Consider the following 17,736-nt stretch of genomic DNA (forward strand, 5'->3'; position numbering starts at 1 on the left):
GAAGCCCGGAGCCCGCACCCCGGTGGCCGGCCGAGGAACGTCTCGTACCTGCGGGTGCGCGGTGGTGGCGGACCGGCCGCCGGACAAGTAGCGTAGCTACACATGAAGGCCCAGTCGCTGCACGGTCACCTCGACGCCCTTCTGCTCGCCGTCCTCGAACAGGGCGCGCTGCACGGCTACGCCATCATCGAGTCCCTGCGCACACGCAGCGACGGCAGCCTCGACCTGCCCACCGGCACCATCTATCCGGCGCTGCGCAGGCTGGAGCGTGCCGGGCACGTGGCCAGCAGCTGGAGCACCGTCAACGGTCGGGAGCGGCGGACGTACCAGCTCACCGACTCCGGCCGCCGCGCCCTGGCCGGGGAGCGGGCCGGGTGGCAGGAGTTCTCGGCGACGGTCGGCCGGTTCCTCGACCCCGGCAGCGCCCCCGCCTGAACGGCGACCCTTAGCCCGCGGTGGCCCGCACCCAACCGCGCGCCGCGCGGGTCAGCGAGAAGTACGCCGCGCCGGCCACCACCATGCCGACGATCATCGGTGGCCAGGTCAGCGCCGCGTCCCACAGGTCGATCGACCAGGCGAAGAGGGCACCACCGGCCACCATGCCGAGCGCGAGCGTGCCGGTCAGGCCGATGCCCACCGCCCGCTGCGCCACCGCCAGGTGTGATCGTGCCGACCGCGCGCCCGCCCAGACCACCAGCAGGCCGGCCACCGCGAGCAGCAGCCCACCGGACCAGATCCAGTCGACCGAGGCGGACAGCAGCCGGTAGGCCGTGGGCGGCTGGGGACCCGCGCTCCAACTCGACCCCCGCCACGTGAGGTCGCCCGCCACCACCGCCACCCCGGCGACGGCCAGCATCCGCAGGGAGAGGCCACGCAGGGCGGCCACCGCCAGCTCCGCCTGCCAGGAGGGCAACACCTGCGCCGGTGCGCCGAACTCGGCCACCGCCCGACGCTGCGCCTCGGTGGGCGGTACACCCCTCTCGCGGTACGCGTCGACGGCGTCCAACAGGTCGTGACGCGCCTCGGTCAACAGCTCGGACTTCAACCGTGCCGGGCCCTGCAACCGGGACTCCAGGTCCCGCAGGTGCTCCTCGACCAGGAAGTCGTCCGCATGCCGCATGGCACCACCCTGCCACGGGCGCGTCAGCGTCGACGTCGGGGAGAACCCTGGTCCGTCCCCGAGACACCTCAGGGCGCGAGCGCCAGGTAGCCGTGCTCCGCCGCTGTCTGAAGCAGCCACTGGTCCCGGTACCAGCCGGGGGCGGCGATCAACTCGGCGTGCCGGCCGCGCTGGATCACCCGACCGCCGTCGAGGACGATGATCTCGTCGAGGCCGGCCAGCCCGCTGAGCCGGTGACTGATCAGCAGGACCGAGTGCCCGGTGGGGGTGGCGGCGAGGGCCGAGGCGAGCACCGCGTCGGCGGCGGCCGGGTCCAGCCCTTCGGTGGGCTCGTCGAGCACCAGCACCGGCGGCGCGGCGAGCAGGGCCCGGGCGAGCGCGAGCCGCTGGCGCTGACCGCCGGAGAGTTGGCCGCCCTCCTCGCCGACCAGGGTGTCCCAGCCGGCCGGCTGGGCGTGGACCCAGTCCAGCAGTCCGGCGGCCGTCATCGCCCCGGTCAGCTCGGCCTCACTCGCGCCGGCCCGGCCGAGCAGCAGGTTCTCCCGGACGGTGGCGTGGAAGACGTACGCCTCGGCGAGCAGCCCACCCACGACCCGGGGCAGCTCCTCCTCGCCGTACGCGGTCAGGTCGCGGTCGGCCAGGGTGACGTGGCCGGCGGTGGGGCGGACCGCGCCCGTCAGCACCGCGGCGAGGGTGCTCTTGCCGGCGCCGCTCGGGCCGACGACGGCGATGCGCCGGCCGGCGGGCAGGTCCAGGCTCACCCGGTCCAGCGCCGGTGCCGCGCCGGCCCGGTACCGCACACTCACCTCGGCGAAGCGCAGGTCGTGCGGCCCGGACGGCTCGGCCCCGGCGGCGGAAGCGGTGTGGGCGGGCGGGGCGGCGTCGAGCAGGACGGCGACCCGGGCCAGGCCGGGCCGCAGCTGGGTCCACTGCCGGGCGGCCGAGACCAGGGCCAGCGCCACCTCCACGGCGGCCAGCGTGCCGACGGCCAGCACCCCGACCAGGACGCCCCGCACGTCGGCGGCCAACGCGACCAGCACCACGGCGGCGGCGGTCAGCCCGGCGACCAGCACCCCGGCCGCGTCCACCGCGAAGCCGGTGGCCGCCAACCGGCGTTCCAGGCGAGCCAACCGGTCGGCCCGCCGCTCCGCGGCGCGCAGCGCGGCGTCGGTCGCCCCGAACGCGGCCAGGTCGGCGGCGCCGTGGGTGAGGTCGACGGCATCGGTGGCCAACGCGCCACGCAACGGCGCCACCTCGGCCGCGCTGCGTCGGGTGACCACGGTGGCCAGCGCCGGCAGCGCCACACCGGCGACGACCAGGCCGACGGCGAGCACACCGGCGGCCGGTGGCGAGATCAGTGCCGCTCCGAGCACCGCCAGCACCCCGACCAGCGCCGCCGCCGCGCCGGGCACCAGGACCCGCAGCAGCAGGTCCTGGACCGCCTCGACGTCGGAGACCAGCCGGCTCAGGACGTCCCCCGAGCGGTGCCGGGTGTGGCGACGGGCCGCGAGGGTGGCGAAGACCCGGGCCCGGACGTCGGTGATCATGCGCAGCACGGCGTCGTGCCCGGCGAGCCGTTCGGCGTACCGGAAGACGCCCCGGCTGATGGCGAGGGCCCGGACCGCGACGATCGCCACCGTGAGGCGGTCCAGTGGGGGTCGGCCGGCGGCGCTCATCAGCAGCCATGTCGCGGTGGCCATCAGGGCGAGACCGGCGAACTCGGTGGCGGCGGCGAGCAGCCCGGCACCGGCCAGGCGACCCAGGTACGGGCGGGCCAGCCGCAGTACGGCACGTTCGGCGGCGACCCGCCCGCTCGGTGCCGCGTCGACGCCCGGCGCGGGGTCCACCGGCTCGGGCACGGTGTTCATCTCGTCACCTTCGGAGTCGGCTCGGGCGTCAGCTCGGTGACCCGCCCGTCCTCGACGCGCAGGACGCGGTCGGCGTCGGCCAGCAGCGCCGGCCGGTGCGCGACCAGCAACGCGGTCCGGCCCGCGACCAGTCGGCGGGTGGCGTCGAGCACCACCGCCTCGCTGGCCGTGTCGAGCCGTGCGGTGGGCTCGTCGAGCAGCACCACCGGCGCGTCCCGCAGGAACGCGCGGGCCAGCGCCACCCGCTGTCGCTGCCCACTGGACAGCCCGTGGCCGCGCTCGCCGAGCCGGGTGTCCAGACCGTCGGGCAGGCCGGCGACCACGTCGTCCAGGGCCGCGTCCCGCACCGCGGTGAAGACCGCCTCTGCTGGCGTGTCCGGAGCGCCGAGGCGGATGTTGTCGGTCAGCGAGGCGGCGAACAGGTGGGCGCGCTGCGGCACCCAGGCGAGCTGTCGACGCCAGGCGTCCAGGTCGGCGGCGGCGAGGTCGATCCCGTCCACGGTGACCCGGCCCGACGTCGGCGTCACGAAGCCGAGCAGCAGACCGAGCAGGGTGCTCTTGCCGGCGCCGCTGGGTCCGATGACGGCGATCCGTTCGCCGGGTCGGATGGTCAGGGTCACATCGCGCAGCGCGGTGGTCCGCTCGTACGCCACGGTCACGGCGTCCAGGCGGATCTCGCCGCGCCCGTCGGGGACGGCGGCGCCCTCGGCGGCGCGGGGGGTGGCCGGCGTGGCGGAGACGGTGAGCGCCTCGTCCAGTGCCGTCAGCCCCTCCATGCTGGCGTGGAAGCGGCTGCCGGCCGCCCGCAGCGGCAGGTACGCCTCCGGCGTGAGCAGCAGCACCAGCAGGGCGGTGTGCAGGGCCAGCCCGCCGCCGAGCAACCGGATGCCGACCGGCACCGCGACCAGCGCCACCGAGAGGGTGGCGACCAGCTCCAGCACCAGCGCGGAGAGGAACGCGATGCGCAGCGTCTTCATGGTGGCGACCCGGTGCCCGTCGGCCATCCGGCGCACCACGTCGGTCTGTGCCCGGGCCCGCCCGAACGCCCGCAGCGTCGGCAGCCCGGCGACCATGTCCAGGAAGTGCCCGCCCAGCAGGGCGAGCCGCCGCCACTGCCGCTCGGTGGCGGCCTGCGCCTGCCAGCCCAGCAGCGCGCCGAAGACCGGGATCAGCGGCAGCGTCAACGCGATGATCAGCGCCGAGCTCCAGTCCGCGAAGACGATCCGCGCCAGCACCGCCACCGGCACCGTCACGCTGAGCACCAACTGCGGCAGGTATCCGGTGAAGTAGGCGTCCAGCGCATCCAACCCGCGTCCGGTGAGGGTGGCCAGCTCGCCGGCCCGCTGCCCGGCCACCCAGCCCGGCCCGTGCCGGCCCACCGCACCGAGCAGGTCGGCCCGCAGGGTGGCCTTGACCGTGGCGGCGACCCGCGCGGACACCGTGCCCTGCGCCCAGACCAGCGCCGAACGGGCGGCGACGGCGAGCACGAAGCCCGTCAGCGCCGGCCGGTTCAGACGCCCGTCGAAGGCGGTGGCCAGCACCGCCGCCAGGGCGGTGGCCTGCGCGACGATCAACGCGGCGGCGACCACGCCGAGGAGCGCGAGCACGGCGAGGTCGCGCCGGGCCGCGGGGACCCGACGCAGCAGACGCGGGTCGAACGGACGGCGGTTCACCAGTACACCGGTGCCCTGCCGTCGGTCCGTCCCCGGAAAACCCACCAGCACATCGCCTGGAAGCCTAGTAGGGCCGGCAGCAGCGGCAGCGCCACCCAGCCGAGCAGACGCAACGTCGGGGCGCTGGCGGCGGCGTCGGCCACCGTCAGCGAGGCGTCCGCGTCCGCCGTGGACACCAGCACGTAGGGCCAGAGGGCCGCGCCGACCAGCGCCACCGGCAGCGCCAGCGCCGCGCCGGTGGCGACCAGAGCCCACCCCGGCCGCCGCCGCACCAGCGCCGTCCGGGCCGCCAGCAGCGCCGCCACCAGCACCACCGGCAGGAGTACGGCCACCGCCGGTCGCTGGACGGCGTCGCGTACCCGCTCGGAGAGCAGACCCACGGCGGTGGCCAGGGCCACCGCGCAGAGCGCCACCGGGATCAGCCGGGTGGCCGTGCGCCCGGCCACGGCGGCGGCGTCGGCCGGCAGGCGCAGCGTGAGGAAGGTCGCACCGTGCACCGCGACCAGGGCGAGCATGGCCAGCCCGGCGGCGGCGGCGAACGGGGTGGCCAGGTGCGACACACCCAGGACGTGCCCGTCGGCCGCCCGGGGCACGCCCTGGAGCAGCGCGGCCAGCAGCACACCCCAGCCGAGCGCGGCGAGCGCGCTGCCGACCACGATGACCCGGTCCCAGCGGGCGCGGACCCGCTCGTCCGGCCGGCTGCGCAGTTGCACCCCGGCGGTGACCAGGACGACCCCGGCCAGCGCACCGGCGACCGCCGGGTAGCAGCCGGCGAGCAGTTCCCCCTCCAATACCGGGAACGCACCGAAGAGGATGCCCACGGTGGCGACCAGCCAGACCTCGTTGCCGAGGAAGAACGGCCCGAGAGCGGTGAGCGCGGCCCGCCGTCCGGCCGGGGTGCCGCCCCGGGCGAGCAGCAGCCCGACGCCGTAGTCGTAGCCGGCGAGCACCAGGTAGCTGGCGAAGAAGAGGCCGAGCAGGGCGTACCAGGCGAGGTCCACGGGTGATCTCCTCAGGCGAGTACGGGTTCCGGCTGGGCCGGTTCGGTGGGTGGTGCCGGCGGGCGGCCGAGCGCCGGGTCGGCGGCGCCGCGGGCCGCGTGCCGGGCGAGCAGCACCCAGTTGGTGACGGCGAGGGTGCCCAGCAGCAGGCTGAAGCCGATCAGCGAGGTGAGCATCACCGGTGCGCCGACTGCGGAGACGGCCTTTTCGGTCGGGAGCACCCCGTACGCCACCCAGGGCTGGCGGCCGACCTCCCGGGCGATCCAGCCGAGGATCACCGCGACGAACGGCAGCGGCGTGCCGAGCAGGATCAGCCAGAGCGGGAAGCGCAGCCGGATGATCCAGTCCCGGAAGAGCAGCGGCAGCAGGAACCAGACGCACCCGAGCGTGAAGCCGATCAGGATCATGAAGCCGAGCCCGACGTTGGCCAGCACCGGCGGGGTGTAGTCGCCCGGGCCGAACCGGGCGGTCCAGTCGGCGATCAACGCCTGCGCCTCCGGCCCCTGACCGAACTTGGTCGGCTGCACCTCGCCGACCGGCCCGAACTGGGCGAACCCGAAGCCCTGCACCAGCGAGATCGCCAACGCCGAGGTGACCAGGCCGATCCGCAGCGAGGTGCGGAACAGGGCGAAGTCCGGCGTACGCCGGATCAGGTGCCAGGCGCTGACGGCCGCCATCAGCATCCCGCCGACCAGCAGCGCGGCGGAGACCACGTGCCCGAAGGCCATGCCGAGGCTGGGATTGGTGAGCAGCGCGCCGAAGTCGGTGAGGTGGGCGACGCCGTCGCGGACCTCGTACCCGACGGGGTGTTGCAACCAGGAGTTGGCCACCATGATCCAGAAGGCCGAGGCGTACGCGGTGAGCGCCACGCCCCAGAGCAGTGCCAGGTGGACGCCCTTGCGGAGCCGGTGCCAGCCGAAGATCCACATCCCGAGGAACGTGGACTCCAGGAAGAACGCCACGAGCGTCTCGATCGCCAGCGGCGCGCCGAAGACGTTGCCGACGTAGCGCGACAGGCCGCTCCAGTTCAGCCCGAACTGGAACTCCATCACGATGCCGGTGGCGATGCCCAGCACGTAGTTGATCACGTAGAGCTGGCCCCAGAACCGGGTCAGTCGCTCCCACTTCGGATTGCCGGTGACCACCCAGGCCGTCTGCATGCCGACCAGCAGGGTGACGAGCCCGAGCGTGACGACCACGAACAGGAAGTGGATCGACGTGGTGGTGGCGAACTGGAGGCGAGCGAGGAGCAGCGTGTCCATGGCCGGCTCTTTCCTAGCTGTTGGCTCCCTTGTCATAGCAACCCTACACGTAGTCTCCCTACACGTCTGATCACCAAAAGCGGTGATCAAGAGATTCGCGTCAGATATCGAGCGGTTCTTGACGCGAACCTGTTGATCACCGCGCCCGGAGGTGGGTGGGGGTGGGGGTTAGGTCAGGAAGAGGGTTAGGGGGAGGGCCACCAGGGTGGTGGCTACCGCGAGGGCGGTGGCGCCGAGGGCGCGGGGAGGGCGGTCGGCGACCAGGAGGCGCTGGACGCGTACGTCGAGGTCACGGTCGCCCAGACCCAGCGCGCCCGCCGGGGTGACCCGGTGCCCGGCGGCCGCGAAGCGACGCAGCGCACCCGCCAGCGGGGCCTCCGCGTGCAGCTCGCGGGCCTTGTCGTCGGCGCGCATCTCGACCAGCAGGGCGACCCGCTCGTGCGCGTCGCGGACCCAGCCGAACCACGGCAGCGCCCGGCAGAGCGCGGTGAACGGCAGCAGCACCAGATCGTGCCGCTCGTGGGCGTGGGCGCGTTCGTGCGAGAGCACGGCGGCCAGTTCGGCCCGGTCCAGCAGGCTCAGGGTGCCCGCGCTGACCACCACCTGCGGCTTCACCCCGGGCAGGCAGTACGCGGCGGCGCTCGGATGGTCCAGGACGAGCGCCCCCGGGGCGGCCGGGTCGTCCCGGGCGACCAGGGTGAGCAGGTCCCGGTGCCGGCGCTGAGCGCGGATGGTGCCGTGGATGCTGCGGACGGTCGTGGTGACCAGCACCGCGCCGATGCCGAAGCCCACCCCGACGCCGCCCAGGTGCAGCGCCGTCACGCCGACCGGCAGGGTGCCGTGGACGAGATCGTTGGTCAGGGCGAGCAGGGCGCTCCCGGTGGGCCGGTCGTACGCGGCCAGCCCGAGCGCCATCGGCAGCCCCATCGCGGAGAGACCCAACGCCAGCCCGACGGCCTGCCAGCAGACGATCGCCACCCGCGGACTGCGCCACGTCCAGGTGGAACGGGCCAGCACCTGCGCGGTCAGATAGCAGGCCAGCATGGTGGCGGCGAAGTGCACGGCGAAGGCCATGGCGCGCCTACCGCTCCGCTGTCTCGTCGGCCGGCCGTCGGCCCGTCGGCGGGTCCACCCGGTCGGTCAGCCCGGCGTCGCTGCCGGTCGTGACCGGCCCGGTCAGCCCGGCCTCGCTGCCCAGGGCCGCCCGCAGCACCTCGGCCTCGGTGCCGGTCACCGAGCGGGCGAAGCGCACCAGCGCCGCGTCCCGGCTGCCGCCCAGGTCGAGGGCGTCGAGCATGAGCTGGGCGATGTGCGCCTCGCGGCTGGCCGCCGGCCGGTACCGCCAGGCGCGGCCCTCGCGTTCACGCTGCACCATGCCCTTGCCGGCGAGCCGGTCGAGGACGGTCATCACCGTCGTGTACGCCAGTTCCCGGCCGTCGAGCGCGTCCGCGACCTCGCGCACGGTCACACCGTCCGACGTGCCCGGGACCACGTCCCACAGCACGTCCATCACCGCACGCTCAAGATCGCCCAACCGAGTCACAGCCCAATCCTACCCCCGGTAGTAGATCCCCCACCCCCGCGTCCGGTGCCCGCCGCCCACCGCCCGCGCCCGTTCGCCCGCGCCCGTTCGCCCGCCGCGCAAGATCCGCACAAGAACAGGGATGTTGCTGCCTCCAGCGCCCCGGAGGCAGCAACATCCCTGAAGCTGCGCAGATCATGACCGCGCGGCCGGCCGTACCCGTCGCGGCCGGCGGTAGCGGTCGCGCGGTCGGCTTCGCCCGATCGGCCCCGCAGCCCGGCGACTCGACGTCGGGCGGGACACGCAAGCTGACCCACCCGACGGGCGTGGCCCAGGTCAGGTTTTCCGGGGGAGTCCGCCCACGCAGGGATCAAGCCTGACCGCCCGGAGTGGGCGGGCTCCCCCGGAAAACCCCCTGCGCAACCCGCCAACAACCCAGATCACACCCCCTTGGGATGCCACACCGTCTTCGTCTCCAGCAACGTGGTCATCCGGGTCAGGCCCGGGTCGGCGGTCCAGTCGTGGTCGGCCGGGGCCGGCCGGAGCACCCGCTTGAGGTTCTCGGCCGCCTTGACCTCTAGGTCGCTGGCGAGGGACGCGTCGGCCACGCCGGTCAGGTCGATCGCGTTGACGTCAAGGTGCGAGGCCAACGTCGGCGCGGTCTCGGTGATCGCACCGGTCAGGATGTTGACCACACCGCCGGGCAGGTCGGAGGTCGCCAGCACCTCGGCCAGCGTCACCGCCGCCAGTGGCTCGGACGGCGACGCCGCGACCACCACCGTGTTACCGGTGACGATCGCCGGGGCGATCACGCTGACCAGGCCCAGCAGCGCCGGGCGTTCCGGGGCGACCACCGCGACCACGCCGGTGGGCTCGGGTGCGGAGAGGTTGAAGTACGGGCCGGCGACGGGGTTCGCGCCGCCGTACACCTGGGCGAGCTTGTCGGCCCAGCCGGCGTACCAGACCCAGCGGTCCACCGCGGCGTCCACCTCGTCGCCACCGATGCCCAGGGCGACGAACTGCTCGCGGCGGCCTTCCAGCATCTCGGCGGCCCGGTAGAGGATCTGACCCCGGTTGTACGCGGTCGCGCCGGCCCAGCCCTTGACGGCGGCGCGGGCGGCGACCACCGCGTCCCGGGCGTCCTTGCGGGAGGCCAGTGACACATTCGAGGACTGCACGAGATACGACCGTCCCGACTCGCTGCGCGGGAACTTCCCGCCGATGAAGAGCTTGTACGTCTTGCGTACCGCGACCCGCTCAGACATTGAGGTACCCCTCCAGCCCGTGCCGGCCGCCCTCGCGACCGTAGCCCGACTCCTTGTAGCCGCCGAACGGCGAGGTGGGGTCGAACTTGTTGAACGTGTTGGCCCAGACCACTCCGGCGCGCAGCCGGTCGGCCATCCACAGGATCCGGGAGCCCTTGTCGGTCCAGATCCCGGCCGACAGCCCGTACGGTGTGTTGTTGGCCTTCTCGACGGCCTCGGCCGGCGTGCGGAAGGTGAGCACCGACAGCACCGGCCCGAAGATCTCCTCGCGGGCGATGCGGTGTGCCTGGGTGACGCCGGTGAAGATGGTCGGCGCGAACCAGAAACCCCGGTCGGGCAGCTCGCACGGCGTCGACCAGCGTTCGGCGCCCTCGGCGGAGCCGGCGTCGGACAGCTCGCGGATGCGGTCCAGCTGAGCGGCGGAGTTGATCGCGCCGACGTCGGTGTTCTTGTCCAGCGGGTCCCCGACGCGCAGTTGGGCCATCCGCCGCTTGAGCGACTCCAGCACGCGCTCGGCGACGTTCTCCTGGACGAGGAGGCGGGAGCCGGCGCAGCAGACGTGCCCCTGGTTGAAGAAGATGCCGTTGACGATGCCCTCGACGGCCTGGTCGATGGGCGCGTCGTCGAAGACGATGTTGGCTGCCTTGCCGCCCAGCTCCAGGGTGAGCTTCTTGCGGGTGCCGGCGACCGACCGGGCGATGGCCCGGCCGACCTCGGTGGAGCCGGTGAAGGCGACCTTGTCCACGCCGGGGTGCTCGACGAGCGCCCGGCCGGTGTCGCCCGCCCCGGTGACGATGTTGACCACGCCGGCCGGCAGGTCGGCCTGCTGGCAGATCTCGGCGAACAGCAGCGCGGTCAGCGGGGTGGTCTCGGCGGGCTTGAGCACCACCGTGTTACCCGCGGCGAGGGCCGGGGCGATCTTCCAGGCCAGCATGAGCAGCGGGAAGTTCCACGGGATGACCTGCGCGGCCACCCCGATCGGCTGCGGGTTCGGCCCGAAGCCGGCGTGACCGAGCTTGTCGGCCCAGCCCGCGTAGTAGAAGAAGTGCGCGGCGACCAGCGGCAGGTCGACGTCGCGGGACTCCTTGATCGGCTTGCCGTTGTCCAGCGACTCCAGCACCGCCAGCTCGCGGGAGCGCTCCTGGATGAGCCGGGCGATCCGGAACAGGTACTTCGCCCGGTCGCGGCCGGACATCGGACCCCAGACCTTGTCGTACGCCTTGCGGGCGGCCCGGACCGCACGCTCCACGTCCTCGGCGTCGGCCTCGGCGACCTCGGCCAGCACCTCCTCGGAGGCGGGGTTGATCGACTTGAAGCTGCCGCCGCTGGTCGGGTCGACGAACGCGCCGTCGATGAACAGCCCGTACGAGGGCTTGAGGTCCACCACCGAGCGGGACTCGGGGGCGGGGGCGTATTCGAACATCGGCTATCAGTCCAGGGTGAAGTAGTCGGGACCGGAGTAGGTGCCGGTCGTCAGCTTGGTGCGCTGCATCAGCAGGTCGTTGAGCAGGCTGGACGCGCCGAAGCGGAACCAGTCCGGGTCGAGCCAGTCCGGGCCGACGGTCTCGTTGACCATCACCAGGTACTTGATCGCGTCCTTGGTGGTCTTGATGCCGCCGGCCGGCTTCACGCCCACCTGCCGACCGGTGGCCGCGCGGAAGTCGCGGACGGCCTCCAGCATGACCAGGGTCACCGGCAGGGTCGCCGCGACCGGGACCTTGCCGGTGGAGGTCTTGATGAAGTCGCCGCCGGCCAGCATGGCCAGCCAGGAGGCACGGCGCACGTTGTCGTAGGTGGCTAGCTCGCCGGTCTCCAGGATGACCTTGAGGTGGGCGTCCCCGCAGGCCTGTTTGGTGGCCACGATCTCGTCGTAGACCTCCTGGTAGCGCCCGGCCAGGAACGCGCCCCGGTTGATCACCATGTCGATCTCGTCGGCGCCCGCCTCGACGGCGGCCCGGGTGTCGGCGAGCTTGATCTCCAACGGCGCCTGGCCGGACGGGAACGCGGTCGCCACGCTCGCGAGGTGGACAGCGGATCCGCTCAGCACCTCGGCGACGTACGGGACCATCGCCGGGTAGACGCAGACCGCGCCGACGTGCGGGCACGACGGGTCGGCCGGGTCCGGGCGCAGCGCCTTCGCGGCCAGCGCGCGCACCTTGCCGGGGGTGTCGGCCCCTTCGAGGGTGGTCAGGTCGACCATCCGGATCGCCAGGTCGATCGCCTGGGCCTTGGCGGTGGTCTTGATGGAGCGGGTGCCGAGCTGTGCCGCCCGCTGCTCCGCGCCGACCTGGTCCACGCCGGGCAGGCCGTGCAGGAAGGTCCGCAGAGCGGTCTCGGATCGTCCCAGCTCGGAGAGGTCCGACCGGGCCGACGTCGTTGTCGCCGTCATGCCGAGAAGTCTACGCACGGAACCGCTGAGTGATCTTGGTCACGGCGGGTGCCCGGCGTGAGCGAGGTCGCCGGTCCGCCCGCACCCCCACCGGCACGCCGACCGGACGGGTAGGTTGAGCGATCGTGGACGTACACGTCATTGACCACCCGCTGGCCCAGTCCCGGCTGACCGCCATGCGGGACGCGCGCACCGATTCCTCGACGTTCCGGGCGGCGCTGCACGAACTGACCACCATGCTGGTGTACGAGGCGGCGCGCACCTTCCCCGTCGAGCGGTACCCGGTGCAGACGCCGGTCACCGGCACCGAGGGCACCCGACTGGCGAACCCGCCGCTGCTGGTGCCCGTGCTGCGGGCCGGCCTCGGCATGGCGGACGCCGCACTCGGCCTGCTGCCCGAGTCCTCGATGGGCTTCGTCGGCCTGGCCCGCGACGAGGAGACCTACGAGCCGCGCGCCTACATGGAGTCGCTGCCCCGGGACCTGACCGGTCTGCCGGTGCTGGTCCTCGACCCGATGCTCGCCACCGGCGGCTCGCTGGAGCACTCCTGTCGGCTGCTGGCCGACCGGGGCTGCACCGACATCACCGTGCTCTGCGTGCTCGCCGCGCCGGTCGGCATCGAGCGGCTGGAGCGCTCCGGCCTGCCGCTGCGCCTGGTCACCGCCTCGATCGACCAGGGCCTCAACGACAAGATGTTCATCGTCCCGGGGCTCGGCGACGCCGGCGACCGCCAGTTCGGTGGCATGCCCCGGTTCTGAGCGTGACACCCGGTCGGTGCCGGGTCCGGCGGGTCCGCGCGCGGTGGTGCGCGGACCCGCTACCGTCTCCGGCCATGACTGGTGTTGCGCTCGCCGAGGAACTGCTGCTCCTCGCCTACGACGACTCGACCGGCAAGGCGACCATGCCGCGGATCAGCCTGGACCTGGGCATGGCCGCCGCGGTGCTGGTCGAGCTGGCACTGGCCGGCCGGATCGCATACGCCGACGGGTCGTTGACCGTGGTCGACCCGACGCCCACCGGCGAGCCGGTGACCGACGAGGTGCTCGCCCGGATCGGCGCCGACACCCCGCACACGCCGGCCTCGTGGGTGCAGCGCCTACGGCACGGCCTGCGCGACAAGATCCTCGGTGACCTCTGCGCCCAGGGGGTCGTCCGCGACGTCGACGAGACCGAGCTGGGCTTCATCCACGTACACCGCTACCCCGTGGTGGACACCTCCGTGGAGGCGGACACCCGCCGCCGGCTGGCCGACGCCCTGGCCGGCGCGGCCGCCCCGGACGAGCGGACCGCCGCCCTCGCCACCCTGGTCGTCGTGCTGCGGATGGAGTCCGCCCTGGGGGTCAGCGGCGAGGAGGCCGCCACCGCCCGCCGCCGGTTGGAGGAGATCGCCACCGGTGCCGGCTTCTCCGGTCAGGTGAGCACCGACGACTCGGTGGTCCGCCCGTCGGTCGGCCTGGTCGTCGCCGCCCTGGGCATCGCCGTCGACCAGGCACTCGGCAAGCGCGCCTGAACCGCCGGGGCCAAACCACCTCCGCCGCCCCCTTTGCTCTGCTTCAACCCGCGCAACACTTTCGGCCGCCGGGTGTTGCCTCCGCTGAAGCAGAGCAAAGGGAGCGTGACAGGTGGGTGGGGTCGATCCCGGTGGGTCGGTCGCGGTCAGATGCCGAGGGCGGCGGCGACGTCGGCCCGCAGCCGCGCGACCGCCGCACCGGCCCGGCTCCGGGCGGCGGCGACAGCGCCGTCGGCCACCGGCTCCACCACCTCGAGGTACGCCTTGAGCTTCGGTTCGGTGCCGGAGGGACGGATCACCACCCGGGCCGTGGCGGTACGCAGGATCACCACGTCCGACTCGGGCAGCAGGTCCCGGACACTGTCGACAGGCTGATCCAGCAGCGTGGCCGGCGTGGCCGTCCGGATCCGGGCCATCGCGTCGGCGATCTCCCGCAGGTCGTCCACCCGGACGGAGAGCTGGTCGGTCTGGTGCACGCCGAACTCGGCGGCCAACTCGTCCAGCCGGTCGGTCAGCGTACGACCCTGCGCCTTGAGGCCGGCGGCCAGCTCGGCCACCGTCAGCGCGGCCGTGATGCCGTCCTTGTCCCGGACGTGCTCCGGGGCGACGCAGTAACCGAGCGCCTCCTCGTAACCGAAGACCAGCGGCGCGCTTCCGCCGCCCGCCCGCACGATCCACTTGAAGCCCGTCAGTGTCTCGTCGTAGGGCAGGCCCCGCGCCGCGCACATCGCCCGGAGCAGCGACGACGAGACGATGGTGGTGGCGTAGAGCCCGGTCACGCCGCGCCGCATCAGGTGGTCGGCGAGCAGCACACCCACCTCGTCGCCGCGCAGCATCCGCCAACCGCCAGAGCTGTCCCTGACGACCACCGCGCAGCGGTCGGCGTCCGGGTCGTTGGCGATGGCGAGGTCCGCGCCGGTGGCGTCGGCCAGCGCGATCAGCCGGTCGACGGCCCCCGGCTCCTCCGGGTTGGGGAACGAGACGGTGGGGAACGCCGGGTCCGGCTCCGCCTGGTCGGGGACCACGCCCGGGACCGGGAAGCCGGCCCGGGCGAACGCCGCGGTGAGCACCGCCGCACCCACCCCGTGCAGCGGGGTGTACGCCACGGACAGGTCCCGTGGGCCGTCCGGGTCGATCACGGCGACGGCCCGCTCGACGTACGCGGCGACGAGGTCGTCACCGAGCACCTCGCCGGCCCGCCCCAGCGGCACCTGGGTCAGCGGGCCGACCGCCCGGATGGCAGCCTCGATGCCGGCGTCGGCCGGCGGCACGATCTGCGCCCCGGCACCCAGCTCACCACCCAGCTCCGCGCCGAGGTACACCTTGTAGCCGTTGTCCTGAGGTGGATTGTGGCTGGCGGTGACCATCACGCCGGCCACCGCGCCCAGTTGACGCACCGCGTACGCGAGGACCGGGGTGGGCAGCGGGCGGGGGAGTAGCAATGCCGGACGGCCGGCGCCGGTCGCCACCTGTGCGGTGCGTTCGGCGAACTGACGGGAGCCGCGCCGGGCGTCGTACCCGATCACCAACGGCCCGGCGCCACCCTCAGCCGCGAGCCACGTGACCAGGCCGGCGGCGGCCTGGGTGACCACGGCGAGGTTCATGCCGTTCGGGCCGGCGCGCAGCGGGCCGCGCAGACCGGCCGTGCCGAAGGTCAGCGGGCCGGCGAACCGGTCGGCCAGCTCCGGAGCGCTCGCCGGCAGCCCGTCGAGCACCGCCGTCAGCTCGTCCCGGCTGGCCGGGTCGGGATCGTCGGCCAGCCAGCGCCGAGCTTGCTCGCGAATGTCGTCGATGTCAGTGGTGTCCGCCGCCATGCCCCTTGATAGCACGACGGCGGACCACCGCTGTCGGTTCCCTCGGCTCAGCCGTTTCCGGTGAGCTGGAACGTCTTCACCATCTCGTCGAAAATCGGCTTGCTCTCGGCGAACGCGTCCTCGGTGACGGAGAGGTAGAACGAGTACGACTTGCCGTCCTTGACGACGGCGCGCCACACCCCGTGGCGCATCTCGCCACCGGAGCCGCAGGTGTACTCGAACTCGACGCCCGGGCTGCCCGCCAACTGCTGCTCGGCGATGGCCACCTGCTCGTACGGCTTCTTGCAGTTGGTGCTCTTGGTGCGGAGGAAGTTCTGCGCGCTCTCCGCCCAGCGGGTGGGCGTTCCGGTCCACTTCTCGGTGAGGATCCGGATCTTGCGACCGTCGTTCTCCGGGTCGATGTAGTCGGTGTACGAGCCGCCGGTGGCCTTCTTCCAACCCTTCGGCACCATCACCTGGATGCCCCGGGCCGTGTGCTCCTGCATCTCGACGGCCGGGCCCGCCGGGGCGGACGGGGTGGGCTGCGCCTGCGGTGCGGTCGGCTGAGGGTCGTCCCCGCCGGAGAGCGCCACGATGCTGATCAGCAGCACCACGGCCAGGCCACCGGCCGCGGCGAGCTGCATCTTGCGCGGCCAGCCCTTCACCGTGGTGACGAGTTGACCACCGGTCGCGCGGACCTTGTCCAGGGCACTGCCGCCGCCGGCGGCCGGGGGTGGCGTCGTCGTCCAGGGCTGGCCGGTGCCCGGGACCGACCACTGGTTGCCGCCGCCGTAGGTGCCGCCGATGCGCTGGGTGGCCTCGGGCGCGCCGTAGCCGACCGGCTGCGTCGCGTCGGGCCGGTTGCCGTAGGTGACCCGCTGGGTGGCATCGGGGTGGGCGCCGGCATCCACCCGCTGGGTGGCGTCCGCGCTGCCGCCGTAGGTGCGCCCCGCTGTGGGGCGACCCGCGGCGGGCATCGCGCCGGTGGGGGTGTGCAGCGGGCCCGCGAGAGCGTCGGCGCTGGTCTCGTCGAGAGCCGCGGCGGCGGCCGCGCCGGCCGGCTGGGGGCGTTCACCCCGGCGCAGCGAGGCCAACCGGTCGGTCAACGACTCGCCGGGGCCGAGCATGGCCCGGCCGCCGATCTGACTGTCCGGCTTCGACTCCGGCTGGGCCGGCGCGTGCACGGGGGCCGGGCGCTGCTGCACCGGCACCACGGCGTACGGGTCGGTGACCGAGTGCACGGCGGTGGCGGTGCTGCCCAACGGGCCGGCGAGCAACTCCCGCAGCATGCCCCGGGAGGTGTGCACGTCCAGCCGGCGGGCCGGGTCCTTCTCCAGCAGACCCATCAGCACCCGGGTCAGCGGGCCGCTGCGCTGCGGCGGGGCCGGCGGGTCCTCGACGACGGCGTGCATCGTCTCGATCGGGTCGCCCTTGTCGAACGGCGGACGCCCCTCGACGGCCGTGTAGAGCGTCACGCCCAGCGAGAAGAGGTCGCTCGGCGGGCCGAACTCCTGGCCCATGGCCCGCTCGGGTGAGATGAAGTGCGGGGAGCCGAGCACCATGCCGGGCGTGGTGAGCTGCACGTCGGTGGGCATCCGGGCGACACCGAAGTCGGTCAGCACGCAGCGGCCATCGGAGCAGATCAGCACGTTGGCGGGCTTGACGTCGCGGTGCAGGACGCCGATGGCGTGCGCGACCTCCAGCGCGCCGAGCAGCGCGATGCCGATCTTGGCGACCGCGCGGGGGGCGACCGGGCCGTCCTCGATGACCATGTCGGCGAGGCTGCGGGCGTCCAGCAGCTCCATGACGATCCACGGCCGACCGGCCTCGGTGACCACGTCGTACACCTGCACCACGGCGGGGTGCTGGATGGCGGCTGCGGCACGCGCCTCGCGCAGCGTCCGCTCGTACATGGCGTCGCGGTCGCTGGGCGCCAGGCCCGGGGGCAGCACCACCTCCTTCACCGCCACGTCGCGGCGCAACAGAGTGTCTGTGGCACGCCAGACCGTGCCCATGCCGCCGTTGCCCACCGCGGACCGCAGCGAGTACCGGTCACCGATGGTGGTGCCGGGCGCTGCTCGTCCGCTGGCGGGACTTACCTGTCCGCCGCTCCACGTCGGGATCTGAGTCACAGAAAAGCCACCGGGGGAAATCGAGGGGGCTGGGACACAACCCCCCTATCTTGCTGGTTCCGACGCCCGATGCGAAAGCCGACGCGGCGGACGTTTACCGAAGTCGACAGATCGTGCCCGAGCGTTCACCTCCCGTCGACCGGTCGGGACGCACTGTGCGGTATCCCTCACCCGACCACGAGCCAGGGCGACCTACCATCC

The 17,736-nt window shown here is 73.6% G+C and carries 15 protein-coding genes; 3 read left to right on the plus strand and 12 right to left on the minus strand.

Annotated features, from left to right (window positions below):
* Window positions 1-102 precede the first annotated feature (102 nt).
* Entirely contained in the window at window positions 103-435 is a 333-nt protein-coding gene (locus ACN269_RS23695) for a PadR family transcriptional regulator (RefSeq protein WP_421474479.1), read from the plus strand.
* Window positions 436-445: 10 nt separating this feature from the next.
* Here the strand turns inward: ACN269_RS23695 and ACN269_RS23700 are convergent, their stop codons facing one another.
* The 10 genes from ACN269_RS23700 to deoC form a co-directional block, all read right to left on the minus strand.
* On the minus strand, window positions 446-1,120 hold the full coding sequence (locus ACN269_RS23700) for a permease prefix domain 1-containing protein (protein ID WP_421474480.1): 675 nt from the start codon (window positions 1,118-1,120) through the stop codon (window positions 446-448).
* Between the two features lie 68 nt (window positions 1,121-1,188).
* A complete protein-coding gene (cydC, locus tag ACN269_RS23705; protein ID WP_421474481.1) occupies window positions 1,189-2,988 on the minus strand; it encodes a thiol reductant ABC exporter subunit CydC in 1,800 nt (599 codons plus the stop codon).
* Complete coding sequence (gene cydD / locus ACN269_RS23710) at window positions 2,985-4,661, minus strand: thiol reductant ABC exporter subunit CydD (RefSeq protein WP_421474482.1); 1,677 nt, start codon at window positions 4,659-4,661, stop codon at window positions 2,985-2,987. The genes cydC and cydD overlap by 4 nt, the downstream gene beginning before the upstream one ends.
* Window positions 4,658-5,662, minus strand: coding sequence for a cytochrome d ubiquinol oxidase subunit II (locus ACN269_RS23715; RefSeq protein ID WP_421474483.1), 1,005 nt, complete (start codon window positions 5,660-5,662; stop codon window positions 4,658-4,660). Before ACN269_RS23715 ends, cydD begins: the two co-directional genes overlap by 4 nt.
* Window positions 5,663-5,673: 11 nt before the next feature.
* Window positions 5,674-6,924, minus strand: coding sequence for a cytochrome ubiquinol oxidase subunit I (locus ACN269_RS23720; protein ID WP_421474484.1), 1,251 nt, complete (start codon window positions 6,922-6,924; stop codon window positions 5,674-5,676).
* Between the two features lie 168 nt (window positions 6,925-7,092).
* Window positions 7,093-7,998, minus strand: coding sequence for a M56 family metallopeptidase (locus tag ACN269_RS23725; RefSeq protein ID WP_421474485.1), 906 nt, complete (start codon window positions 7,996-7,998; stop codon window positions 7,093-7,095).
* A gap of 7 nt (window positions 7,999-8,005) precedes the next feature.
* Window positions 8,006-8,467, minus strand: coding sequence for a BlaI/MecI/CopY family transcriptional regulator (locus tag ACN269_RS23730; protein ID WP_421474486.1), 462 nt, complete (start codon window positions 8,465-8,467; stop codon window positions 8,006-8,008).
* A 419-nt stretch (window positions 8,468-8,886) separates the two neighbouring features.
* The gene (locus ACN269_RS23735; RefSeq protein WP_421474487.1) at window positions 8,887-9,711 is read right to left on the minus strand and encodes an aldehyde dehydrogenase family protein; all 825 of its coding nucleotides are present in this window, start codon (window positions 9,709-9,711) and stop codon (window positions 8,887-8,889) included.
* Window positions 9,704-11,134 (minus strand): aldehyde dehydrogenase family protein, encoded by a 1,431-nt coding sequence (locus tag ACN269_RS23740; protein ID WP_421474488.1) that lies wholly within the window; start codon window positions 11,132-11,134, stop codon window positions 9,704-9,706. The genes ACN269_RS23735 and ACN269_RS23740 overlap by 8 nt, the downstream gene beginning before the upstream one ends.
* 6 nt (window positions 11,135-11,140) lie before the next feature.
* A complete protein-coding gene (gene deoC, locus ACN269_RS23745; RefSeq protein WP_421474489.1) occupies window positions 11,141-12,100 on the minus strand; it encodes a deoxyribose-phosphate aldolase in 960 nt (319 codons plus the stop codon).
* Window positions 12,101-12,225: 125 nt separating this feature from the next.
* Here deoC and upp point away from each other — a divergent pair, with 125 nt between their 5' ends.
* Together upp and ACN269_RS23755 are read left to right on the plus strand one after the other, a co-directional pair.
* Complete coding sequence (gene upp / locus ACN269_RS23750) at window positions 12,226-12,858, plus strand: uracil phosphoribosyltransferase (protein ID WP_421474490.1); 633 nt, start codon at window positions 12,226-12,228, stop codon at window positions 12,856-12,858.
* 74 nt (window positions 12,859-12,932) lie between these two features.
* Window positions 12,933-13,610 (plus strand): GOLPH3/VPS74 family protein, encoded by a 678-nt coding sequence (locus tag ACN269_RS23755; protein WP_421474491.1) that lies wholly within the window; start codon window positions 12,933-12,935, stop codon window positions 13,608-13,610.
* Between the two features lie 146 nt (window positions 13,611-13,756).
* Here ACN269_RS23755 and ACN269_RS23760 read toward each other — a convergent pair whose 3' ends face one another.
* On the minus strand, window positions 13,757-15,424 hold the full coding sequence (locus ACN269_RS23760; protein WP_421474492.1) for a phospho-sugar mutase: 1,668 nt from the start codon (window positions 15,422-15,424) through the stop codon (window positions 13,757-13,759).
* Window positions 15,425-15,471: 47 nt separating this feature from the next.
* Window positions 15,472-17,535: a protein kinase domain-containing protein gene (locus ACN269_RS23765; RefSeq protein ID WP_421474493.1), complete on the minus strand. Its 2,064-nt coding sequence runs from the start codon at window positions 17,533-17,535 to the stop codon at window positions 15,472-15,474.
* Window positions 17,536-17,736: the final 201 nt, after the last annotated feature.

The organism is Micromonospora sp. WMMD736 (assembly GCF_049179015.1).
Lineage (GTDB): Bacteria > Actinomycetota > Actinomycetes > Mycobacteriales > Micromonosporaceae > Micromonospora.